The sequence below is a fragment of the Leptolyngbya sp. DQ-M1 genome (assembly GCF_039962505.1).
Lineage (GTDB): Bacteria > Cyanobacteriota > Cyanobacteriia > Leptolyngbyales > Leptolyngbyaceae > Leptolyngbya.
On sequence record NZ_JAMPLJ010000004.1, the window covers coordinates 337013 to 359710 of the forward strand.

Here is a 22698-nt window from a genome sequence, read left to right on the forward strand (position 1 = left end):
GAAACTAACATGACTACTCAAATTGAAATGCCATCTAGCTCTGCTATTGAGTCCACGCCTACAACGGCTGAGCAAATGACTGAGCAAGAGATGATCGAAGCGCGTCGGCTTGCTGCGTGGGAGCGCGATCGCGCTCAGATCGAAGACTTTTTCAGTGATCCAATGAAGTACATTTCGGCATTCTGGCAAGAGTATAAGCCGATCGTCTATGTGCTTGGTGCGATTCTAGTCTCCTTGTTTGCGCTGAATCTTATCTTCGGAGTCATTGGCTTTGTGACGAGCCTTCCAATCATTAGCGGGCTGTTAGAACTGGTTGGAATCGGTTACACGGTTTGGTTTGTGAACCGCTACCTGTTGAAAGTTGAAACTCGCGAAGAGCTTTCGCAGATGATGGATGGCATGAAGCAAGATGTAATTGGAGCAGCACAGCCGATCGCCGATGACTTCAAGAATGCGATTAATCCTGACGAAACTCTGTCTTAGGAGGAATTTCGATTCGTTGATTGTTCTTTATTCTAATCACAGTGTCGCAAGGAAGGCTTTGTATGTTGCTGCAAGAAAAAGAAACGGGTAACTTACTCGAAGTTCTGGATGTGAAGCTTTTGATTGATCCAAACGAAGAGATGGTTCCTGCCCGCGATCAAGCAGGGCAAGAAGAGCAAGACCCAGAAAAGTATACCAAAACTGCTTTAGTGTTTCCTTCTGGTGAGGCATTACCCCGCTGCTGGCTGGATGCGAACTATCGCAATAATTAGGTACGGTTAAAGATCTCTAACATTCTTAAGCTGTTGGAGATCTGTTTTTTGTTGTTTACACCTTTAATAAGAGATGTTTCGCGACTGTTTTTTACTATTCAAAGAAATGCGTCAACCGCAACCACGATCGCCACAACACTGCCTAGAACTGTGTCATCGTCAGGGAGATTTAAGCACTGATGCTGAGTCTTGCACTGATTTAGAAGCTTGTCTAGCTCGTTACCGCCGCCATCAACGAAAGCAAGCATCGATAAATTGAATTGAGAAACTACCAGACCGTCTGAACGTTTGCCAAAGCTTGAACCTTGTGATCACAGGTAATCAGCGGCAGATTTAGCGAGAAAGCTGTTGCTGCAATAATGCGATCAGGCATTTCGGGGACTGTCTCTCTCGGAATTTGCTGTATCGCTATTGCGACTTCTAGGTTCAGCGGTGCGATCGCAATTCCTATCGAAAAGTCTGAGGTAAGCTTCAGAAGGTTAGTAAAATCTGCATTAGGAATCCTTCCTTTTTCAACCAGATAAACTATTTCTACGAATGAAATTGCTGAAATGTAGATTAAATCACCCGCTTGAATTGCTCGATCCAGCGTTTCGCGTGCAACTACTGAAAGCTTAGACGAATTGCGAAGATACCAAATGATTGTATGGGTGTCTGCAACAACTGAACTCATTCAATCTCTCTTGAAAAGTTGCTCCACACTTCTTGTCGCACCTCTGCAATGTCCTCTTCTGTAATTTCTTCTACGTTTGCCCAAATACCCCTGAGCATGGGACGACCAAGTTTTGTTTCTGTTGTTTGTTGCAACGATTCAATAAAATTTAAAACTTCCCCCTGTTTCTCAAGTGGAAGTTTTTGTAACTCTCCGAGAATGATTTGGTGAATCGGAGACATGATAACTCTCCTGCACAAAGATAGCTCAACATTAGCACAGCCGATGCCCTACCTTCAGCAGCTGAATTCAGCTGCTGAAGGTAGGGCGAATTTCCTAAATTAAGCCAGATTGCAATTGCTGCTTTGCCTCTGCCAAGGCTTCCGGTAGTTTGCTCGTATCTCGCCCGCCTGCTTGTGCCAAGTTCGGACGACCCCCGCCGCCACCGCCGCAGATTTTTGCGATCGCACCGACAACTTTCCCCGCTTGCAGTCCTTTCTTTACGACTGCTGGACTAAACGCCGCCACAAAGCTCACCTTACCCGCTTCGGGAATTGAACCCAAGACGATCGCGCCTTCACCTAATTTTTGCAGCAGTTGTTCTGCGGCTTTCTGAAGCGCAGCCGGATCAACGCCTTCGAGTTGAGCCACCAGCATTTTGAAGTCTCCAACGGTTTCAGCTTCAGCTAACAGTTGATCGGCTTTGGCGATCGCTAGCTGTCCTTTCACCGCTTCCAATTGCTTCTGAGTGTTCTTCAGTTCGGTTTGGAGTGAAGTAATGCGATCGGCAATCTCTTCGGGTTTGACTTTGAAGCGATCGCTTAACTCTTTAACAACAGCCTCGCGAACATTGAGATATTCCAGCACCGATGCTCCGGAGATTGCTTCAATCCGTCGAACTCCCGCCGCAACTCCGATCTCAGAAACAATCTTGAACAACCCAATTTCTGCGGTGTTACTCACATGAGTTCCGCCGCATAGCTCCATCGAAACCCCAGGGAAATCAATCACGCGAACTTCATCCCCATACTTTTCACCAAACATTGCGACTGCACCTTTTGCTTTCGCATCTGCGATCGGCATAATGGCAATTTCTGCTTGATGTCCTTCTGCAATCCAGGTGTTAATTTGTTCTTCAACTTGTTGCAGTTGTTCCAGTGTTAAGGGCTTGGAATAGTTGAAGTCAAACCGTAAGCGATCGAAGTCAACTAATGATCCCGCCTGCGAAATGCTTTCATCGACAATCTTACGCAGTGCTGCTTGTAGCAAGTGTGTGGCAGAGTGATTGGCTTGGGCGCGACGACGACAGGACAGATCAATCTGAGCGGTGACACGATCGCTCACTCGCACCGTTCCGCGCTCGACTCGTCCAAAGTGAACAAAGAACGCTGACTCTTTCTTCACATCCTCGATCCGAATCACCGAATCTTCACCAGACAGATAACCTTGATCGCCAATCTGACCCCCAGATTCTGCATAAAACGGCGTTTGGTTCAGAACGATTTGCACTTCGGTTCCAGATTCGACTTGCTCAACCGTTTCGCCATCTACTAACAACAGTTGAATTTCCGCTTGGCTAGAAGGTTGTTTGTAGCCTAAGAATTCTGTTTCCTGGAGGGTTTCTGCCAGCGTATCTAATGTTCCTTGAACAGTTAAATCGATCGTTTTATGAGCATCGCGTCCCCGTTGGCGTTGAGCTTCCATTTCAGCTTCAAAGCCCGACATATCAACAGTTAAACCTTTTTCAGCCGCAATTTCTTCGGTAAGTTCAACCGGGAAGCCGTAGGTGTCATATAGCTCAAACGCATCTTTTCCAGAGATCTGCTTTTGTTCTTGGTTCAAGATGTCTTCTAATAGCTTTTCGCCACGATCGAGCGTCTTGCGGAACCGTTCTTCTTCGATCTTCAGTTCCGACTTGATCACGGTTTCTTTCATTCGCACATTCGGGTAAGCCGATTCAGCCAGTGCGATCGCAGTTTCTGCAACATCAGGCGTGAAATCTTGATTGATTCCGATTAAACGTCCATGACGCACTACCCGGCGAATCAATCGTCGCAGCACATAGCCCCGTCCTTCATTCGAGGCAATGATGCCATCTGCAATCATGTGAACGACAGCGCGAACATGATCGCCAATCACTTTCAGCGAGACTTTGGTCGATTCATCTGAGATCGCGTAATCGATTCCAGCAATCTTTGCAGCGGTTTGAACGATCGGAAAAATTAAATCCGTTTCATAGTTGTTCGGCACTTGCTGGAGAATCTGTGCCATCCGCTCCAGACCCATTCCGGTATCAATGTTCTTGTTCTGAAGCGGTGTTAAGTTGCCGTCGATGTCCTGGTTGTACTGCATAAACACCAGGTTGTAATACTCGATGAAGCGTGTGTCATCTTCTAGATCGATGTGATCATCTCCGAGTTCCGGATGAAAATCGTAATACAATTCAGAACAAGGACCGCAAGGACCTGTGGGACCTGAATTCCAGAAGTTATCCTTTGCACCCATGCGCTGAATCCGATGCGCCGGAATCCCGATCTCGTCGCGCCAGATGGCAAACGCTTCATCATCTTCCTCGAACACACTCACGATGATGCGCTCTGGCGGCAAACCATACGTTTTCGTCGAAAGCTCCCAAGCCCACGCGATCGCCTGTGACTTAAAATAATCACCAAAGCTGAAATTTCCCAACATCTCAAAAAACGTATGATGTCGAGCGGTGCGTCCCACATTCTCGATATCATTCGTGCGGATACATTTCTGCGAAGTCGTAGCGCGAGGAAATTCAGCCTGACGCTGACCGAGAAAAATCGGCTTAAACGGCAGCATTCCGGCGATCGTCAATAACACAGTTGGATCTTCAGGCACAAGCGACGCGCTGGGTAGCGGTTGATGACCGCGCTGTGCGAAAAAATCAAGAAATGTCTGCCGAATTTGAGCGCCGCTAAGAGGAGTAGCCATTGAAGTCCAGAAAATTTCAATCAAGTGCGTTATTTATCTTATCTTGCCGCAGGTTGACGAATTTGGCTGGCAAAACTTCTATGGGTCGCCCCAATTAAGCAAGCTGTTGCCTAATCCACTGTCGAAATGCTTTCAAAGCTGCATTTCTGCCAATGATGTCGCTTTGCTCTCGGTAGTGTGGAATGACTTGTGCGATCGATAGATTTGCAAAAATATCTCCTCGCTCTGAAACTTCTACTGACCGTTTCGCAACACATTGATTTGAAGTTTTCCTTTTTCAAATCGCCATAGCTCCGGAACTCCTAGCGCTTGATAAATGCTGGATGCGTCCGAGACGTTAAATCAATTTCAAGCGCGAGATCGGAGGGTGGATCAACACTCAAATCTAGACGCTTCTTGCCTCGAATTTTGGACTCGTTCTGAATGTAGAAACACTGAGCGGGTGCAATTCCTTTCAGCATTCCTTGATTCTTAAAAGTCGTTGAACCTAATGTCAGAAATTCAATGTCCAGTTCTTCTAATAACGCTTTGATTAGATCTCCGATAATCTCTTTGTCACCTTCGTGTTCAGGAAGTGGGGTCATAGTCTCTAGCGTTCCGTTGTCATAAGCAATTCGAGTGGAGCGTCGATCGCCCAATTCTTCTAAAATTTGCTCAAATTCTTCCCATGAAACCTCTTGTAACAACACTCGTTGCCCTGGTGGAACCTCAATTCGCTTTAGTTCTAAAAGCATAAAGGTTGAATCTTAATATTTTTAATGGTGTAAAGCTGTCATTAAAGCCTCAATCATTCAACTCAATACTGAGAGGACGGCGAATCTTGTCTTAATTTGCCTGCAACCCAGATTTTTAGAAGCGATTGACTGACTGGCAGGAATTTGAGATCCAATTTTTACTCGAAACGATTGGGGACAAATCACAACTTTTAGACAGATTACCGTTAACAATTTCAAACCGCACATTTCAGATTAAATGCGATTCACCGGGGACGAGCACAACCCTAGTCAGAGAATTGCATCCAACGATCGCCTGTTGCATCCAGCAGCACCCAGAACGATTCGCGATCGACAGAGTGCGATATTACTGCGGCAGAGAAGAATGCGTCATTCCACTGGTTCTCTTGCCGGAGCTTGCGAAATTTTTCCCGTCAAAAGTTCGGCAAGCATAACACCGACATCGCCGTTATATTTTTTGTCTTTCAGGCTTTTTGCCAGATAGCTCATCGTCACTGCAAAAACAGCGCTGTCAATATCTGGCAAAACCCGATCGTTCAAAATCATCTCGATGCCCGTCTCAAAAATTGGGATGTCAGGGTGATCGATCGCGTAGTGGAAAGACTTAAAGAATGCGATCGCGTACTCTTTCACATCCTCAGCCCCAAGCTTTGTCATGTGTTCCTCGATCGCGTCAGACAACCCTTTGAGCGGATTGTCTGACGGATCTAAGCCTAAGCGCTTTGCTTCTTGATCGATTCCTTGAACCATCCAGTCTGGAAAGTCAATTCTTACTGATCTCTGTCCTAATCCTGGACGTGATGCTTTTGACAGGTCTAAAAACTCGATGATATCTTCGGCGTTGTCAAACCGTTTATCAAATTCTTCTGCTTTCATAAAGTTCTACCTCGCTATCTCTTGCACGTCGAACGGAAATGATCCGTACCATTTCGGCTCGATATGTTATGACTGCTGCCCAATATTGCTGAGAGATTTTACCAATGACAAGGAATCGTTGTTCATCTTCTGTTCTGGCTGGGATCTCAACGCGCTCCGAATCTGTCCATAACCGTTGAGCTTGATTGAAGTCGATTCCATGTTTAACTTGATTAGCCGCACTCTTATTGGGGTCAAACTCAAACTCCAAAAAACCGAACTCCTCTAGCCATCATTCTTCAATCATACAGAAAACAGCCGTTTCCTCGAATTTTGAAACAATAACAACAGATAAAGTACGGAAATCCTTACCTTTTGGCAGAGCGTCCTGACGGGAGCGATCGCAGTGCATTTTCTACAATGGAGAAAACGATTCGGGATAAATCCGCAATGCCAGTAGAAACAAACAATAAGCGCACTCAGCGCCCTCGGCAGTTCGGAGGCGGATTGCTGATTGTATTTGCGTTACTATTACTGCTGAATTTTGTGGTGCCAAGCTTTAGTTCACAATCTCAGCAAGTTGCTTATAGTGATTTCGTCTCTCAAGTGCGATCAGGCAATGTCGATCGGGCAATTATTGGAAACGACAAAATTGAATTTACACTGAAGTCAACACAGCCTGCTCAGGATGGGACTCGTGCTCCGGTGTATACCACAGCTCCGGTGGCGATCGACCTCGATTTGCCGAAGATTCTGCGCGATAACAATGTTGAATTTAGCGCGCCTACGCCAAGTCCTTACAGCTGGATTGGTACAATTTTTAGCTGGGTGTTACCGCCGCTGATTTTCTTTGGAATCTACAGCTTCTTTATTAACCGTCAAGGAGGCGGAGCCGCAGCGCTTACCGTTGGAAAAAGTAAAGCCCGCATCTACTCAGAAGGCACAACGGGCGTTAAGTTTACTGATGTGGCAGGGGTAGACGAAGCTAAAGCCGAACTGCAAGAGATTGTTGATTTTCTCAAGAATGCGGAGAAATATTCACGCTTAGGGGCAAAGATCCCGAAAGGAGTCTTGCTGGTTGGGCCTCCTGGAACCGGGAAAACGATGTTAGCCAAAGCGATCGCTGGAGAAGCAGGGGTTCCATTCTTCTCGATCTCAGGTTCTGAGTTTATTGAACTATTCGTCGGGGTTGGTGCTTCTCGCGTTCGTGACTTGTTTGAACAAGCGAAACAACAAGCGCCTTGTATCGTGTTTATCGATGAGTTAGATGCGCTTGGTAAGTCTCGCGGTTCTGGAAACTTCGCCGGTGGCAACGATGAACGCGAACAAACGCTAAACCAGTTGCTGACTGAGATGGATGGCTTTGATGCGAATACGGGTGTGATTCTGCTGGCAGCAACCAACCGCCCAGAAGTGTTAGATCCAGCGCTGCGTCGTCCTGGACGGTTCGATCGTCAAGTAGTCGTCGATCGTCCTGACAAGATTGGGCGTGAAGCGATTCTCAATGTTCACGCTCGCAACGTCAAATTAGCAAGCGATGTTGATCTTTCAACGATCGCGGTTCGCACTCCCGGATTTGCAGGTGCAGACTTAGCCAACTTGGTGAATGAAGCAGCGCTGCTTGCGGCTCGAAACAATCGCGATTCTGTGGTGATGGCAGACTTCAATGAGGCGATCGAGCGTGTGATCGCAGGACTTGAGAAGAGATCGCGCATCCTGAACGAAACTGAGAAGAAGATTGTCGCCCATCATGAAGTGGGACACGCGCTGATTGGGGTATTGATGCCCGGTGCGGGTAAGGTTGAGAAAATCTCGATCGTCCCGCGTGGTGTAGGTGCATTAGGCTACACGCTGCAATTACCAGAAGAAGATCGCTTCCTCATGGCAGAAGACGAAATTCGGGGACGGATTGCCACTTTGCTGGGCGGTCGATCGGCAGAAGAAGTCATTTTCGGTAAGGTTTCAACCGGAGCCAGTGACGACATTCAAAAAGCCACGGATCTTGCAGAACGTACTGTGACTATCTACGGCATGAGCGAGGAGTTAGGCCCGGTTGCCTTTGAGAAAATGCAGCAGCAGTTCATCGAAGGATACGCTCCCTCGCGTCGTCAGATCAGCGCGAAAGTGACTGAAGAAATCGATCGCGAAGTCAAAGCGATCGTCGATAACGCGCATCACATTGCCTTAGCGATTCTGAAGAACAATCGATCGCTGCTGGAAGAACTATCTCAATCCTTGCTGGAGCGAGAAGTGCTTGAAGGTGAAGCATTGCGGGCTGAGTTAAGTCGAGTACAACCGCCTGCTGAACTAGAAGCTTGGTTAAAGACGGGTAAGGTTACTCAAAATGCGACAGAGTTGCACGCCGTTGCATAATGAACGATCGAAAAACTTCTAATCATCTTCAAACGCAGCACAAAAATATACCGTGTGAATACGGATTCTCTGACATGATTCTCGAAGCTTCCAGCGTTTTGCAGACCAGATTTCGGTGATTCTACAGATGAGGAATTGCATCGGCGCTGCGATGATTAGCGCATAAGTCATTTCATTAGAGAGTATCAACTTTCACAGCTACCAGCCCAGTGGTGTCGCGCCACTGGGTTTTTTGTATCCCAATTTTTTGTATCCCAATTTGATGTGGTTTGATTTGTGAATAACGCCTTTCAAACTATTCCCTAAAATTTGTCGAGAACCACTCCCTTTTGTTCATAGAATGGATTGGATTCACGCTTTCTAACACGAACCGTGTCCTAGAGCTTCCGTATTGACCGATACAACTTCGCGGATCAAACTCACGTTCACTCTTGTAGATTGCCTAGATTATCCCATTACCCAGATTTTTCTATGACCTCCTCGATTCGGATTCTGATGTGTGCGCCTGACCATTACGATGTGGATTATGTGATTAATCCGTGGATGGAAGGCAACATTCACAAGTCTTCACGTGATCGCGCGGTGGAGCAATGGCAAGGACTGCATCACTTGATCAAGGAACACGCGATCGTTGATTTGGTGCCGCCTCAGAAAGGCGTTCCAGACATGGTGTTCACAGCAAATGCAGGCTTAGTTCTCGGTGAAACTGCTGTTCTCAGTCGCTTCTACCACAAAGAGCGCCAAGGCGAAGAACCGTATTTCAAAGCGTGGTTTGAGGAGAATGGCTTTACGGTTCACGAACTGCCGCCAGAATTGCCGTTTGAAGGCGCGGGCGATGCACTGTTCGATCGCGAAGGTCGCTGGCTTTGGGCGGGATATGGCTTTCGGTCAGAACTCGATTCGCATCCTTATTTAGCAAAATGGCTCGATGTCGAGGTGCTATCGCTGCGATTAATGGACGATCGGTTTTATCATCTCGATACTTGCTTCTGCCCGTTGAACAATGGCTATCTGCTGTACTATCCACCTGCGTTTGATGCGTATTCTAATCGGTTGATCGAAATGCGGGTTCCGGCTGAAAAGCGCATTGCAATCTCTGAGCCAGATGCCGTCAACTTTGCTTGTAATGCGGTAAACGTGGATCACATTGTGATCATGAACAAAGCCAGCGCCGACCTGAAACAGCGCTTGGCAGATGCAGGATTTCAGGTACTAGAAACCCCGCTAACCGAATTTCTCAAAGCCGGGGGTGCCGCGAAATGCTTAACGTTGCGCGTGACAGAACCCGTCCGTGTGGAACTCCATGCGAGTGCGACGATCGAAAGCCGAGTTGTGCAACTTGATGGTCACTTGCTCGATTCGGGTGTGATCAATCGCACGCTCGATATCATTGTCGAAGCAGGCGGTAGCTTCCAAGTCTTGAACTTCAACTTAGGGACTCAGCGTCAAAGTACCTCATCGGCAGAAGTGAAAGTCACGGCTCCATCGCATGAAGTGATGGAAACGATTATGTCGCAGTTGATTGATCTGGGTGCATTGCCGCGTCCTCAAGAAGTCTGTGATGCCGAGCTTGAACCTGTCATTCAAAATGGCGTTGCGCCCGATGATTTCTATGTGACCACGATTTACCCAACTGAAGTTCGAGTCAACGGCGAATGGGTAAAAGTCGATCGTCAACGCATGGACGGCGCGATCGCGGTTTCTCCGGATGGTCAATCCGCACAATGTAAATTGCTGCGAGATTTGACGACGAGCGATCGTGTCGTGGTCGGAGTCGAAGGCATTCGCACAATCCGTAAGTCATCCTCGCGTGAACAACGCAACACTCAGGAATTCAGCTTTATGGGTGCAGGTGTATCGAGCGAACGGCGGGTTGAATTAGTCGTCGAGCAAATCGCTTGGGAACTGCGGCAAATTCGAGACCAAGGCGGTCGTGTAGTTGTGACAGCAGGGCCTGTTGTGATTCATACAGGCGGTGGTGAACATCTAGCGAAACTGATTCGGGAAGGCTATGTTCAAGCGCTTTTGGGTGGAAATGCGATCGCGGTTCACGACATGGAACAATCGCTGCTAGGAACGTCGCTCGGGGTGGATATGAAGCGCGGCGTTTCAGTGCGGGGTGGACATCGCCATCACTTGAAGGTGATTAACATGGTGCGCCGTTACGGTAGCATTGCCAAAACGGTTGAAGCAGGTGTTCTCAAGAACGGTATTCTCTATGAGTGCGTTCGTAATAACATCCCGTTCTCGTTAGCGGGATCAATCCGAGATGATGGCCCGTTACCCGATACGAAAATGGATTTGCTCGAAGCACAGCAGGATTATGCTCGTTTGATTGAAGGGGCAGACATGATTTTGATGCTGTCTTCGATGCTGCACTCGATCGGAGTTGGGAACATGACTCCTTCTGGTGTGAAGATGGTCTGTGTGGATATTAATCCAGCCGTAGTGACGAAGCTGAGCGATCGAGGTTCGATCGAATCGGTTGGCGTGGTGACAGATGTAGGATTGTTCCTAAGCTTGTTGATTCAACAGCTTGAGAAACTAACCAATCCGTATCAGATTGCTGAGAAAGTTTAGGTGTGAACTATCGCTAAAACAATGAGACATCTGGAGGAGATTCTGGATGTCTCATTGTTTTAACCCATTAACGTTTTATACCGAATCAATTTGTTGATGCGACAGATCCTTCGCCCCCTAAATCCCCCATACTGGGGGACTTTGAGAATCCGAAACAGATTTGGCTTGAAGTCCCCCACTCGTGGGGGATGTAGGGGGCTTCCAAGATCTGTAGCACTCAAAAATCAATTTGGTATTAACCTATCAACTCGCATTCGCAATTCGATTCGAGGTCAATCGTTGAAATCGCCATACAAACGCAACAGCCGCGATCGCAACCGAAAGCAAAATCCCCAGCCACAATCCGACTCCGCCTAACTGCAACGGAAACGCCAGCACATAAGCCGTAAACAATCCCACGCACCAATAGCACAGCAAACTCACGATCATTGGAACACGAGTATCTTTCAAACCTTGCAGCGCACCATACGCAATCTTTTGCACCCCATCAAAGAAATGCGCGATCGCTCCAATCCGCAACATTGAGACCGCTAATCCAATGACTTCCGCATTTTCTTGTGACTGAACATCAAGATATAGTCCGACGATCGGGCGCGGAAAGAGTACCAGCAACAGTGCAATCAATCCTGTCCAAATCGCTCCGACGCTGAGACTTACTTTTCCTGCCTGCCAAATGCCCACAGGGTTACGCTGTCCCAACCATTGTCCGATTCGCGCTGTTGTCGCAAAGGACATTCCCAATGGAACCATAAAGATCAGATTGATCGTCTGCATCACAATCTGATGTGCTGCTAAACCCGTTGCACCCCAAAGTCCCATTGCATAGGTCAAAGCGGTGTAAACACTAATCTCAAGCGCGGAGAACACACCGATCGGAATGCCAATCTTGAGCAATTCGTAAATCTCCTGCGGTTGAGGCGGATAGATACGATCGCAGAATCGATATTGCCTTAACTTCGGATGGCTCAAGACATAGCCGATCAGCGCGAGAAACATGCCCCACAAGCTCAGCACGCTTGCGATCGCGAGTCCTGCTAACCCTAAACGCGGAAACCCAAATTGACCAAACCCCAGCACATAGTTGCCAACAATGTTAAACAAAGTTCCAGCAATCACAATGATCATAATCGGGCGGGTTTCAGAAATTGCTGCAACCACACCCCGCAGCATGGCAAACCCCAAAAATGGAAACACACTCCACAGCAAAATATCGAGATAAACATTTGCTAGTTTGACGATCGCCACTTCTTGACCCAAGGATTGCATCACGGAATCGAATAGGGCGATCGCAATCATCAGCGGAATGGTCAACCCCGCACAGAGCCAAAGTCCTTGGCGCGTGACTTGCTCAATTCGCGCTTTGTCTCCTGCGCCATATGCTTCTGCAACCAGTGGACTTACGCCCATTGCAATCCCACTCGCAGTGACTACAAACGAAAAAAATGTAATCGTTGCTAATGCGCCCGCCGCTAGAGTCTCTTGCCCCAAATGCCCCATCATCACGGTATCGACAAACCCAGTTGCAAGTTGGGCAACTTGAGCGCTGGCGAGTGGGACTGCAAGTTGTAAAAACGCTTTGAGTTCCTTACGGATACTGACTTTAGAAGCTAAAACCATCTACTTTCGTTACATTTTTTCGTAATTGCTTCTTCTACAATGACAGATGCAAAACCCTGCGAGATACCCAGAATTGGTCAGTCTTACAAAGTTCTGCTGTAAGACATAGATACGATTGCGCTCCTATCCCGAAATCCTAGCGGTCATCAATCACGGTAGACTCTAATTAAGTTTTGTTTCAATAAGTTCTATGCTGCATCGAAATTTGCTTAAGGGTTTGATTGTGAGTGTCTGTGCGATCGTCATGAGCTTGAATCTAACGATTCCTGCGTTTGCAATGGGTGGAACACTGCCACCGATCGATCAGCCCGCACCGGAATTCGCGCTACCGAGTAATGAAGGGAGCGGAGCGGTTTCGCTTTCAGACTATCGCGGTAAATGGGTCGTTGCTTATTTTTATCCGGCTGACTTTACTCCGGGTTGCACCTTAGAAGCGCGGAAATTTCAGGAAGATATGCCGAAATATCTCGATCGCAACGCTCAAATTCTGGGGATCAGTGCAGATGACGTGAACTCTCATGCAGATTTCTGCGATTCGGAAAGCTTGAGATTTCCGCTCCTTGCTGATGCCAAGGGAAAAGTCAGCAAGGCTTACGGATCTTGGATGGGAGCGAGATCGGCGCGTCATACCTTCATCATTGATCCAGAAGGAACACTTCGAGCCACTTTTACAGGTGTGAACCCGATCATCCATAGTCGCGAAGTGCTTGCAAAACTGGATGAACTGCAAAAAGCGGGTTAGTCCGAAGATCAATTCGCCCTATCATTCCTCATCTTTTTATGCAGACTTACGATTGGATTGTGATCGGTGCTGGCATTACTGGCGCATCGCTCAGCTATGAACTGACGCAGCAAGGCTTTTCGGTGCTTCTCCTAGAGGCTGATCCGAATTCTCAATCTGCAACTCGATTAAGTTACGGAGGCATTGCTTACTGGTCAGGCACAACCGATCTAACTCGCCAACTCTGTGCTGAAAGTAAAGCGATTTACCCAACACTCTCGGCTGAATTGGACGGCGAAACAGAATTTCGTGAAATTGATTTATTGCTGACGATCGCCCCCGAATCCGATCCTGCAAAACTGGTCGCCGCCTACGCCAATTTTGCGACACCACCCCAATTTCTCACCGTTGAAGCCGCTTGTGGCCTCGAACCCTTACTTGATCCGGCGGGAATTGCTGGAGCGCTCACGGTTAAACATGGGCATATCGATGCGGGAAAAACAGCACAGGCTTACATTGGAGCAATGCAGCGAACGCGGAGCGCGGTGCTTGCGCCGCGCGGAACTTACAAGATTGCTACGGTGACAAACTTAATTGAAGGTGGAGTCAACACTACAGAAGGCGAGTTCTTTGGGGAAAATGTGGTGTTTTGTCTGGGTGGAGTGACGCGACAATTCTTGAAAAAAGCGGGAATTGCGATCGCCCAATATTTCACCCATGCTGAAATCATCGAGATTCCAGCCACGGATTTACGCCTCAGTACCTTAGTGATGCCTGCTGAAGCGGAACGATTTCAACTCGAAGCGAATGCCAGTCGAGATGATGTGATTTGGGATCAACCGGGCGCAGAACCTGCACCTGCTATTCTCGATGCTGGAGCCGTGCAATTTCTCGATGGACGGCTGCTGATTGGACAAGTCAGCCGCACCTTAACTGAGCCGAATGCAGCGATCGATGCAACTCAAAGTGAAGCAGACTTGCGAAAGAAGATTAGTCGGGTGTTGCCGAAAGTTGGAGCGTTAGCGGGCAATTGGCAGCATTGTTTAGTGGCATTTAGCGGCGATCGTCTCCCCCTGGTGGGCAAGATTCCAGGGCGCGAAAATCTTCATGTTTTCTCAGGGTTTGGTAATCCGCTGGCGATCGTGCCGCCTCTAGCGCGTCGTTTTGCACGTCAAGCAAAAGGTGAACCTGATTCACTGCTAAATCAGGTTTCACTCGATCGCTTTAGCTCAGTCGGATAAATACACCACCGCGCTGCACCCCGGATCGATTGCCGTAGTTACTAATGGTCAGCGATCGTAGATGTTCAAAAATTGGCGCGGCTGCGAGTTCTGCAACTTTAAGAATCGGTAATTGCTGCTCTAAAATCGGCTGTGCCGTTTCCCAATCAACGTATAGATATCCGGTGTTCTCTTTTTGTAATGCTGCGATCTCTTGATCGAATGTTTTGCTATTTGCTAAGACGTTCTTTTTCGCATTCAGAATCGTATTCATCGCATTCATCGAAGTTGCGAAAACTTCGTAGTTTCCGATCGTTGTGTGAACTCCAACCACTTCAGCATCAATTTTCTTGGCGGCATTGGTAGAATCCAATCGCGTCCAAACCGATACAGGTTGATCTCCAACTTGCAGCGTTCCTGCCGTAATCCCTTGTGCTTTACCCAAGTCGTCAAGATGTGCGATCGCGCTGTCCGCATCTGCGGTTTTCTCTGCCACAAACACCCAATCCGATGATTTCGCATTTGGAATCAATGCCAGCGCATATTCACCTTTGACCCAGCTAAAAATATCTTGCGGTAAGTTTAGATTCCATCGCTTTCCAAGTGACGCGATCGAGGAATCAATCCATTTTGAAACTACCTGCTCACTCGATAATCCTGACCACAACTGATCTAAATTCACTCCGGCTGCTGAAACGGGCGCGATCGCGGGAATGTATTTCAGCGCATCGATCGCCTGTTTCGATAAATGAGACTCTGTACCGCTCCGAATCAGCGCAGTCTCCGCAACTAATCCTTTGCGATCCAAAGCGAGCGCGATCGCGGCAGAGCCAGCCTCTTTGATGTCCTGACCATTCAACGCAGCCAACTGCGGCAGATTTGCAAACATAACGCCAACTCGCCCATGATCGAGCTCTGCGATCGCCTGCTGATATTCGCTTGAATTCTCCAAATTGAGTTCTACAGCTTGAACATTATTAATCGCATTCCGCAGCACTTTCGGACTATTCGCAAACAGCACAAACTGACGACCCACCACGGCGGTTGCGATCGTCATTGGTACAGATTCCGTCTCTACTTTGCCGTAGATAATCTTCGTACCTTTGTAATCCTCAAACGCTAAATCGGCTCCAGCAATCGCACGTTTTTGCCAGAAAAGCTGAAGAAACTCCCGCGATCGCTCGGTATCCTTAGTCGCCAACGCTAGCAAGTAACCTGCTTCTTTGCCGTTCTCGTCATCGCGATCGACATCCAGACTGGTAATCGCTGCGGTAATCTCATCGCCTAACCACGGCTTCACATCTCGTTGATAATCCAGCTCCGCCCCCAAAATGCCTTGCTCAAACCGCTCAAATTCCTGGCGCGTCGCAGCACGATCGCTCGGTTTTGCCACCACTTGACGCAAACTCTCTAATCGGTCTGGATTGACTAACAACGAAGCCATCAGAGGCGCTTGCCTGGAAACAAACATCGCCGCAGTCGGCGTACTCTTTGGGCTGCCCTTGAGTAAACTGAACGGACTTTGAGCGAAAATCCAGCTAAACCCGATCGTTGCCACTAGCAGGAGAACGACCGCGATCGCAGCCACGGCATTGAGAAAAGAGCGAAACTTCATAATCGTAAGATCACTTTCTGTCCAGAAACATTATCCGGGCTTTGCCCCACCTTTCAACGCCTCTTGAGCAGAAATCCCATCGCCTTGAAATCCAAAGTACCAAAGTACCGCTGCTGCTTCCGCACGAGTCACCGAGCGTTTCGGCTGAAAGAGTGTCGTATACCCAAAAGCACGCCGAATGTTGGATTGATCCCCATTTTGAAAATCAACATACACGGCTCTGAGCGCTCTTGGATCAATCCGATTGGCATCCTGAAATCCCCAAGATTGCTTCACAGATTCGATCGTGGCATTCGGTAACGCTTGCCGCGTATCCACCGGAATCTTCCACAAAATTAAGTCTTCTCGACTCAGGGGCGCATCCGGGCGAAATAAGGCAGCCCCACTATTGCCAGACAACGGACTCGGAATTAACCCCGCTTCTGCTAATCCTTGAATCGCCCCAAAATCTGGATCTTTGGCGTTGACATCCCGGAATGCAGCTTGCCCCGTATTCACCGCTAATCGAATTTGACGAGCGGGACGATCGCTGTAAATCCGATTGTTTGCTGTCACAAGCCACCGCGCATAAACGCGGCGAGTAATGTTTTTATTCGGGTCAAAGCGGTTATTGTTTGACTTCGCTTGAGTGTCAAAGATGCCAAGCTGAGCTAAATCTTTGAGATAGCTGCGGAGTTCCTGTGGTGCTTGGTCGAGATCGGAAAACTGGACGTTAGAAGTATTCGCAGGTGGAGCAGCATTAGTCTGCGGCACAGGCCCAACAAAGTTAGGATCACTCGGTTTTAGTGCGGTATTCGGAGCTTGATTCGCGTCGGACTTGGTTTCGATCGTAAAATTCGTTCCATTCTGCGCTGCCTGAATGCCGATCGCGGCTTTCAACCCCTGCCGCGATGCAATCAACTGTCCTTGATCCGCGTTCTGCTGATCGAGCGTCCACCCGTTCTTTTGCAGTTCATCCCGGTAGAAATTGAAGACACGATCGCGAGCGTCCAGGCTTTTCCATCGCGTCACCAAATCAGCGCTTTGCTCAGTGGAGAGTTCACCCGTTGATTGAACATCAATCAGCGTGGCATTTGGATACTTGGGAATTTCTGCCGGAAACTTCGGGGGCAGCTGGACGAGCGGTTGACTCGAAGCTTGCGGACTCGGCGATCCATCCAGTCGCGGGTCAGCCGCAAGTGAATCCCGCAGCGAGTTTGCACCGGGAAGGTTAGAACAACTGGATAAGGGCAACACACACAGCATTGCCAACCCCAAAGAAGCCGTTAATTTCTGAAGCGGTATCACGATCAACTGTCCATCACCACTCCTCAACACTAGCGCAAATCGCTTTAGGTTTGGGTGGTGTGCTTGGGTGGTGTGTTTGGGTTGCGGGTTTGAGTTAGTCGCGATCGTCGTCAAGAATCTTTTGTAAGCGCGATCGCTCCATCAAATAGTAGTCAGATAGTCCTGTGCGAGTGGCTTCGAGTTCTTGTGATTCTTCGGAAAAAATCTCAAACTTCTTAAACCACCAGTCCAATGCTGTTGGAAATTTCACGTCTTCTTGCGTCGCTTGCAAAAGTTCAAGAGCGCGTTCTCTGATGCTGTCATTCGGTGAAGTGTCATCTTCTTGCAGCAGGATGCAGGCTCTTTCTCGCAGCTTAGCGCGAATTTCAGCAGAAGAAAGCTTGAGGCACTCCGGAGAAATATCGCCGAGAAGCAATCCGCGATCGGTGTAGAGCAAGAGCCGAATTTTACCCATCTCGAAGGGAGTGTTGCGGATAGTGCAGAGCAGTTTTTTAGGGCGGATTGTTAACTTTCGATCTAATTGAATTCTCATATGCGGAATGAGAGGTTAAGGAGCTTTAATGCTCTTAAATTAACGGATTTTATCCTCAAACCTTAAGAGGTTTTGCAATTCTCTATATTAAAAACTGTTTTCTTTGAGCTTAAAGAATTTTATCTTTTGTAATCTAGATGACACTTCAATGGTACTTAATTTGTTTACGATCCAACGACTGCTGCGTCATTTTTCGCGTTGCCTGACAGAATACCCATGTGTTTAAGGATACTGAGTGAACCTGCAATCTGTGTCGCGATCCGATATTTTGTATGTGATTGATCACTGCTGGATGGTTGAAGATCCGCGTGTCGATGAGTATGCTTATCAATTTCTCAGAATTCAAGATCGACATCGGGTTCAGTTTGAGCAGGCGTTTGAATGTGCTGATGAGAACCAGTATGAAGCGATCAAGCGTCAGTTAGACGAAATTCGCGAAGAGCGCGATCGCGCAGAAGAAATTCTTTACTGGCTGTTTTTAGACTCCGAACTGCGGCAATGTGGAAAGTCTGTGCCAGATTTGTGGGAAGAAAAAGCCCATTAGGAGCGCTAGAAGAAATCCGCGCAAATGAGCGATCGCACGGTAAGCTGTCAATGTAGCGAAAACTTTACGATTCGATTTGAATCTTTAGTGACACGAAACTTTAGCGACACGAAACACTTACTGGGCGTTAGACACTGCAACTATGTCCGAGCAATCTTGGCAAGAAAACGATTCTTTTGAGCTTGAGGCGTTGACCGCATTAATGACGGAGTTACCCGATCCGGAAGAACCGAAAACCTTTCGCGGATTTCAAGGACGTAGGAAGAAAGCGGCGGTCGTGTTTGCTGCGATTTGGGGCAGTACGATCGCGCTGCATCTAATGGCATGGAGCTACTGGTTAGTTTTGGGTGTGACCACGTTGATGAGCCTTCATGCGGCTCGATTGATTCTGGCGCGTCCTTGCAGCTTGCCTAAACCGCTCGAAGATGATGATGCTTTCCCAAGGGTGTCGCTGATGGTGGCAGCCAAAAACGAAGAAGCGGTCGTTGGGCGCTTAGTCGAAATGCTGTGCGGATTGAATTATCCAAACGATCGCTACGAAGTTTGGATCATCAACGACGACAGTAGTGATCAAACGGCTGAAATTCTCGATCAGTTAGCAACGCAGTACCCGCAGTTAAACGTATTTCATCGTCCCGCCAATGCAGGCGGTGGTAAATCCGGCGCGCTGAATCAGGTATTGCCGCTCACACAAGGCGAATTCATTGTTGTGTTTGATGCGGATGCTCAAGTAGAACCCGATTTTCTCCGGCGCGTATTGCCTGTGTTCGATCGCGGTGATGTCGGTGCAATCCAGGTTAGAAAAGCCATTATTCAAGCCGAGCCAGAGTTTCATTCAAAAGATGCAAATAACTTCTGGATTCGAGGACAAATGGCAGAAATGGCGCTGGATGCGTTTATTCACCAGCAGCGTTCGACGATCGGTGGATTGGGTGAACTGCGCGGCAATGGTCAACTGGTACGCCGAGAAGCGTTGATCGATTGCGGCGGCTGGAACGAGGAAACGATCACCGATGATTTGGACTTGACTTTCCGGCTGCATCTGAATCAGTGGGATATTGAAGTGGTGACGGAGCCCGCGGTGTATGAAGAGGGTGTGACGAGCGCGATCGCGCTTTGGCATCAACGAAATCGCTGGGCGGAAGGTGGCTATCAGCGCTATCTCGACTACTGGCGGTTAATTTTGCAAAACCGCATGGGAACCCGCAAAACGCTGGATCTGGTGATGTTTTGGACGCTTCAGTATGTGATGCCGACTGCTGCAATTCCCGATTTTCTCATGGCAGTGCTGCGTCACCGAATGATGCTGACCAGTCCGATTTCCGCGATGATGATGTTGCTGTTTTTATTCAGCGCGATCGGGGGCTTGCGCCGTGTTCGACGGCTCAAGAGTGCAAAACATCAATCGTTGCTCGATTGGGCAACGCTGATGGTTCAGGGTTTGCGGGGCGCGATTTATATGCTGCACTGGTTTGCGATCGTGTCTACGGCAACGTTGAGAATGTCAATTCGCCCGAAGCGCTTGAAGTGGGTGAAAACAGTGCATCGTGGCGCAGACGATTAGGAACTTGCACGAATTTTCTGAGTCAAATGGCATTGACATAAGTTTGATAAAAGCCTTTGGCTTGCGTTGAAGTCTGCGGAAATCCCCCTAAATCCCCCACGAGTGGGGACTTTGATTGTTTGATGAACGTCTGGTGGGGCAAATCCGATCGTGTTCTTATCCGAATCATTCATGAAACGATCGCTCATTCTCAGTTTGTTACTTTTTGGGGTGCCGACTGTTCCGCTGCTGGCACAGCCCAAACCGATTACTGCTCCGGTTCAAGTACCACTCAAACCGCTCGTGAAATCTCCGGTCGCAATTGATGATCAGATTTTGCGCGATCGTCGAGCCATGCTAAGCGCGATTGATCACAGCTTGCGATACTTAGAAACTCCGAAAGCAATTCAAGCCTATGAGAAATATCCGGTCAAAACCGTTACTCGCGATCGCGTGATTCGCAGCTTGAAGCGCTTTCGACAATTGCTGTTAACCGCGAAATCGAACCGAGCGCTATCAAGAGCGATCGCACGAGAATTTGTGTTTTATCAATCGATCGGCAAAGACAACCAAGGAACGGTTGCGTTTACGGGGTATTTTGAGCCAGTTCATACCGCTAGTCGCACTCAAACCGCTACCTATCGTTACCCGCTATACTCACTTCCTGCTGACTTCTCACAGTGGAAAAAGCCACACCCAACCCGATTAGAGCTAGAAGGTACAGACGGATTACAGAGTAGTAAAGGTAAGCTGCGCGGCTCGGAATTAGTGTGGATGCGCGATCGACTAGAAGCCTTTTTGATTCAAGTTCAAGGCTCCGCCCGCCTAACGCTGACTGACGGAACCACAATGACGATCGGCGTTGCAGGATTAACCGATCAGCCCTACACCGGAATCGGACGCGAATTAGTCAAAGACGGCAAGCTGAAGCTAAAGGATCTCAACCTCCCGAACGTGCTGAAGTATTTTCAACAGAATCCAAAAGACCTAGATATCTATTTGCCTCGGAATCGTCGGTTTGTGTTTTTTAGAAATACCTCCGGAGCGCCCGCCTTGGGAAGTCTGGGAGTTCCGGTGACTGCCGATCGCTCGATCGCAACGGACAAATCACTCATGCCGCCCGGAGCATTAGCGTTGATTCAAACACAGCTACCGATTTTGAAGGCGGATCGGCAGTATGAGCCGCGATCGGTCAGTCGCTTTATGTTGGATCAAGATACAGGCGGCGCGATTATTGGCGCAGGACGAGTGGATATTTTCACCGGAACCGGAACCCAAGCAGGGAACGAAGCAGGGCTAATTAATGCAACCGGACAGTTATATTATCCGTTACTGAAAAACTAAAATAACTTCAGTCTACTTCACTTCAGTCACACGCCAACTTAGCTTCAGATTGATCCAGAAATTCCAGATGGTTACAGCGATGATTGCCAGGAAGTTTGCGACGTAAGCGTTGAGATGCAGACCGTTGAACAGGAGATTCAACAGCAAGATTTTCAGGATCAGCCCCATCAGACAGATGATGTTGAACTTCACAAACCGTTTAACAATCTGTCGCCGTTTTCGCTGCTGCTTAGAAAAATCTCTAAATGTCCAAAGATCGTTCCACAAAAAGTTATTGACGATCGCCAGTTCCGCCGCCAAAATCGCACTGCGAGTCAGCCCAAATCCCAAGACATCATAAAGCAAGTAGAGCGCCGTCATATCCACTGCAAGCCCGCTAAATCCGACTAACGCAAAGCGGATAAAGCGCCCCAGTGGAAAATCCAATTTGTGTGAAATTCGCCCCAGCCGACCAGTTGAAAAGCGCAGCCGCAGTAGATGGTGAATGTAGTCTTTGTATTGCTTCCAAGTAACTTTACTTTCACCTTCTTCTCGCTCTTGGAAGACATATCCAACTTCCGCAACCTGTGCAATATCACCACGCCCCAGCACTTCGATCAGGATTTTGTAGCCCAATGGATTGAGAACTTGTCCTGCGATCGCGCTGCGTCTCACCATAAAATAGCCGCTCATCGGATCTGAAACTCGGCTAAGCACATTGGGTAAAATCACCAAGCCCAGCGTCTGAGCACCTCGTGACAGAAACCGTCGCACCGCGCTCCAGTCACTGACTCCGCCTCCTTCAACATGACGACTCGCAACCGCCACATCTGCACCCTGAGCGATCGCCGCAAATAGCTTCATCAACACTTCTGGCGGGTGCTGCAAGTCCCCATCAATCACACCCAACACTCGCCCTCTCGACGCTTGCCACCCCCGAATGACTGCGGTTGAAAGTCCTCGCTCGGTTTGACGACGCATCACGCGCAGATGCGGATAGTCTGGCATCAACGCTTGCGCCAGTTCCCAGGTGCGATCGGGGCTGTTATCATCCACTACAATCAACTCGTAATCATTCGGCAAAGCCTGATCGAGAAGATTACACAGAATCCGAATAATCCGGTGAATGTTGCCGCTTTCGTTGTAGGTCGGAACGATCAACGAAAGCTGAACCTGTTCAGTCAGTGTATCTGCCGAGTTGCGATCAACCCCGATTGAACTGAGTGATGCAAGGCCATCGATCCTGAGCGCACCAGAAGGTGTGGGAAGAAACGAGGAGTTTTCAGAAATGGTAGGCATAGGCGAAGCGAAGATCGCTGTGGAATCACTTCTGTCAATATATCGGAAGAAGATTTCTGAATCAGTAATTTTACGGGAGTTTCATAAAAA

At 48.4% G+C, this 22698-nt stretch carries 20 protein-coding genes and 1 pseudogene; 9 read left to right on the plus strand and 12 right to left on the minus strand.

What is annotated here, in order from left to right; translation table 11 throughout:
- The first annotated feature begins 9 nt into the window (after positions 1 to 9).
- Both NC981_RS14875 and NC981_RS14880 read left to right on the plus strand, forming a co-directional pair.
- On the plus strand, positions 10 to 483 hold the full coding sequence (locus NC981_RS14875) for a CAAD domain-containing protein (RefSeq protein ID WP_348243668.1): 474 nt from the start codon (positions 10 to 12) through the stop codon (positions 481 to 483).
- A gap of 62 nt (positions 484 to 545) precedes the next feature.
- Positions 546 to 755, plus strand: coding sequence for an acetyltransferase (locus NC981_RS14880; protein WP_190377730.1), 210 nt, complete (start codon positions 546 to 548; stop codon positions 753 to 755).
- 98 nt (positions 756 to 853) lie between these two features.
- On the opposite strand, the gene NC981_RS14885 is transcribed toward NC981_RS14880, so the two are convergent.
- From NC981_RS14885 to NC981_RS14915, 7 genes and pseudogenes are all read right to left on the minus strand, one after another.
- Positions 854 to 1003: a hypothetical protein gene (locus NC981_RS14885; protein ID WP_348243669.1), complete on the minus strand. Its 150-nt coding sequence runs from the start codon at positions 1001 to 1003 to the stop codon at positions 854 to 856.
- A 20-nt stretch (positions 1004 to 1023) separates the two neighbouring features.
- Positions 1024 to 1428 (minus strand): type II toxin-antitoxin system VapC family toxin, encoded by a 405-nt coding sequence (locus tag NC981_RS14890; RefSeq protein WP_348243670.1) that lies wholly within the window; start codon positions 1426 to 1428, stop codon positions 1024 to 1026.
- Positions 1425 to 1649 (minus strand): hypothetical protein, encoded by a 225-nt coding sequence (locus NC981_RS14895; protein WP_348243671.1) that lies wholly within the window; start codon positions 1647 to 1649, stop codon positions 1425 to 1427. Before NC981_RS14895 ends, NC981_RS14890 begins: the two co-directional genes overlap by 4 nt.
- A gap of 94 nt (positions 1650 to 1743) precedes the next feature.
- On the minus strand, positions 1744 to 4365 hold the full coding sequence (gene alaS / locus NC981_RS14900; RefSeq protein WP_348243672.1) for an alanine--tRNA ligase: 2622 nt from the start codon (positions 4363 to 4365) through the stop codon (positions 1744 to 1746).
- A gap of 94 nt (positions 4366 to 4459) precedes the next feature.
- Positions 4460 to 5099 (minus strand): annotated as a pseudogene (locus NC981_RS14905) (Uma2 family endonuclease).
- A gap of 369 nt (positions 5100 to 5468) precedes the next feature.
- Positions 5469 to 5975 (minus strand): hypothetical protein, encoded by a 507-nt coding sequence (locus tag NC981_RS14910; protein WP_348243673.1) that lies wholly within the window; start codon positions 5973 to 5975, stop codon positions 5469 to 5471.
- Entirely contained in the window at positions 5956 to 6225 is a 270-nt protein-coding gene (locus NC981_RS14915) for a BrnT family toxin (protein WP_348243674.1), read from the minus strand. The genes NC981_RS14910 and NC981_RS14915 overlap by 20 nt, the downstream gene beginning before the upstream one ends.
- 179 nt (positions 6226 to 6404) lie before the next feature.
- Between NC981_RS14915 and ftsH the strand changes: the two genes are divergently transcribed.
- Both ftsH and NC981_RS14925 read left to right on the plus strand, forming a co-directional pair.
- Positions 6405 to 8327: an ATP-dependent zinc metalloprotease FtsH gene (gene ftsH, locus NC981_RS14920; RefSeq protein ID WP_348243947.1), complete on the plus strand. Its 1923-nt coding sequence runs from the start codon at positions 6405 to 6407 to the stop codon at positions 8325 to 8327.
- 471 nt (positions 8328 to 8798) lie between these two features.
- Entirely contained in the window at positions 8799 to 10907 is a 2109-nt protein-coding gene (locus NC981_RS14925) for a TIGR00300 family protein (RefSeq protein ID WP_348243675.1), read from the plus strand.
- Positions 10908 to 11150: 243 nt separating this feature from the next.
- Here the strand turns inward: NC981_RS14925 and NC981_RS14930 are convergent, their stop codons facing one another.
- Entirely contained in the window at positions 11151 to 12524 is a 1374-nt protein-coding gene (locus tag NC981_RS14930; RefSeq protein ID WP_348243676.1) for an MATE family efflux transporter, read from the minus strand.
- Positions 12525 to 12714: 190 nt separating this feature from the next.
- On the opposite strand from NC981_RS14930, the gene NC981_RS14935 reads away from it, so the two are divergent.
- Both NC981_RS14935 and NC981_RS14940 read left to right on the plus strand, forming a co-directional pair.
- Entirely contained in the window at positions 12715 to 13266 is a 552-nt protein-coding gene (locus tag NC981_RS14935) for a peroxiredoxin (RefSeq protein ID WP_348243677.1), read from the plus strand.
- 38 nt (positions 13267 to 13304) lie between these two features.
- On the plus strand, positions 13305 to 14486 hold the full coding sequence (locus tag NC981_RS14940) for an FAD-binding oxidoreductase (RefSeq protein WP_348243678.1): 1182 nt from the start codon (positions 13305 to 13307) through the stop codon (positions 14484 to 14486).
- On the opposite strand, the gene NC981_RS14945 is transcribed toward NC981_RS14940, so the two are convergent.
- Genes NC981_RS14945 through NC981_RS14955 form a run of 3 tightly spaced genes read right to left on the minus strand, consistent with a single transcriptional unit; the run spans position 14470 to position 17899 of the window.
- Positions 14470 to 16080: a DUF3352 domain-containing protein gene (locus NC981_RS14945; RefSeq protein WP_348243679.1), complete on the minus strand. Its 1611-nt coding sequence runs from the start codon at positions 16078 to 16080 to the stop codon at positions 14470 to 14472. The genes NC981_RS14940 and NC981_RS14945 overlap by 17 nt on opposite strands.
- Before the next feature lie 30 nt (positions 16081 to 16110).
- A complete protein-coding gene (locus tag NC981_RS14950) occupies positions 16111 to 17481 on the minus strand; it encodes an S-layer homology domain-containing protein (protein WP_348243680.1) in 1371 nt (456 codons plus the stop codon).
- Complete coding sequence (locus tag NC981_RS14955; protein ID WP_348243681.1) at positions 17462 to 17899, minus strand: hypothetical protein; 438 nt, start codon at positions 17897 to 17899, stop codon at positions 17462 to 17464. The genes NC981_RS14950 and NC981_RS14955 overlap by 20 nt, the downstream gene beginning before the upstream one ends.
- Before the next feature lie 235 nt (positions 17900 to 18134).
- On the opposite strand from NC981_RS14955, the gene NC981_RS14960 reads away from it, so the two are divergent.
- The 3 genes from NC981_RS14960 to NC981_RS14970 all read left to right on the plus strand — a co-directional run bounded on the left by NC981_RS14960 (position 18135) and on the right by NC981_RS14970 (position 21330).
- On the plus strand, positions 18135 to 18443 hold the full coding sequence (locus NC981_RS14960; protein WP_190377739.1) for a hypothetical protein: 309 nt from the start codon (positions 18135 to 18137) through the stop codon (positions 18441 to 18443).
- A 142-nt stretch (positions 18444 to 18585) separates the two neighbouring features.
- Complete coding sequence (locus NC981_RS14965) at positions 18586 to 20007, plus strand: glycosyltransferase family 2 protein (RefSeq protein WP_348243682.1); 1422 nt, start codon at positions 18586 to 18588, stop codon at positions 20005 to 20007.
- A gap of 171 nt (positions 20008 to 20178) precedes the next feature.
- The gene (locus NC981_RS14970) at positions 20179 to 21330 is read left to right on the plus strand and encodes an MltA domain-containing protein (protein ID WP_348243683.1); all 1152 of its coding nucleotides are present in this window, start codon (positions 20179 to 20181) and stop codon (positions 21328 to 21330) included.
- A gap of 12 nt (positions 21331 to 21342) precedes the next feature.
- On the opposite strand, the gene NC981_RS14975 is transcribed toward NC981_RS14970, so the two are convergent.
- Entirely contained in the window at positions 21343 to 22608 is a 1266-nt protein-coding gene (locus NC981_RS14975; protein ID WP_348243684.1) for a glycosyltransferase, read from the minus strand.
- Positions 22609 to 22698 lie beyond the last annotated feature (90 nt).

Coding starts and splice junctions, on each gene's coding strand:
- NC981_RS14885 (WP_348243669.1), bottom strand. CDS start 1,003: ATGCTTGCTTTCGTTGATGGCGGCGGTAACGAGCTAGACAAGCTTCTA.
- NC981_RS14945 (WP_348243679.1), bottom strand. CDS start 16,080: ATGAAGTTTCGCTCTTTTCTCAATGCCGTGGCTGCGATCGCGGTCGTT.
- NC981_RS14895 (WP_348243671.1), bottom strand. CDS start 1,649: ATGTCTCCGATTCACCAAATCATTCTCGGAGAGTTACAAAAACTTCCA.
- NC981_RS14890 (WP_348243670.1), bottom strand. CDS start 1,428: ATGAGTTCAGTTGTTGCAGACACCCATACAATCATTTGGTATCTTCGC.
- NC981_RS14940 (WP_348243678.1), top strand. CDS start 13,305: ATGCAGACTTACGATTGGATTGTGATCGGTGCTGGCATTACTGGCGCA.
- NC981_RS14875 (WP_348243668.1), top strand. CDS start 10: ATGACTACTCAAATTGAAATGCCATCTAGCTCTGCTATTGAGTCCACG.
- NC981_RS14880 (WP_190377730.1), top strand. CDS start 546: ATGTTGCTGCAAGAAAAAGAAACGGGTAACTTACTCGAAGTTCTGGAT.
- NC981_RS14970 (WP_348243683.1), top strand. CDS start 20,179: ATGAAACGATCGCTCATTCTCAGTTTGTTACTTTTTGGGGTGCCGACT.
- NC981_RS14965 (WP_348243682.1), top strand. CDS start 18,586: ATGTCCGAGCAATCTTGGCAAGAAAACGATTCTTTTGAGCTTGAGGCG.
- NC981_RS14910 (WP_348243673.1), bottom strand. CDS start 5,975: ATGAAAGCAGAAGAATTTGATAAACGGTTTGACAACGCCGAAGATATC.
- NC981_RS14975 (WP_348243684.1), bottom strand. CDS start 22,608: ATGCCTACCATTTCTGAAAACTCCTCGTTTCTTCCCACACCTTCTGGT.
- ftsH (WP_348243947.1), top strand. CDS start 6,405: ATGCCAGTAGAAACAAACAATAAGCGCACTCAGCGCCCTCGGCAGTTC.
- alaS (WP_348243672.1), bottom strand. CDS start 4,365: ATGGCTACTCCTCTTAGCGGCGCTCAAATTCGGCAGACATTTCTTGAT.
- NC981_RS14955 (WP_348243681.1), bottom strand. CDS start 17,899: ATGAGAATTCAATTAGATCGAAAGTTAACAATCCGCCCTAAAAAACTG.
- NC981_RS14930 (WP_348243676.1), bottom strand. CDS start 12,524: ATGGTTTTAGCTTCTAAAGTCAGTATCCGTAAGGAACTCAAAGCGTTT.
- NC981_RS14935 (WP_348243677.1), top strand. CDS start 12,715: ATGCTGCATCGAAATTTGCTTAAGGGTTTGATTGTGAGTGTCTGTGCG.
- NC981_RS14925 (WP_348243675.1), top strand. CDS start 8,799: ATGACCTCCTCGATTCGGATTCTGATGTGTGCGCCTGACCATTACGAT.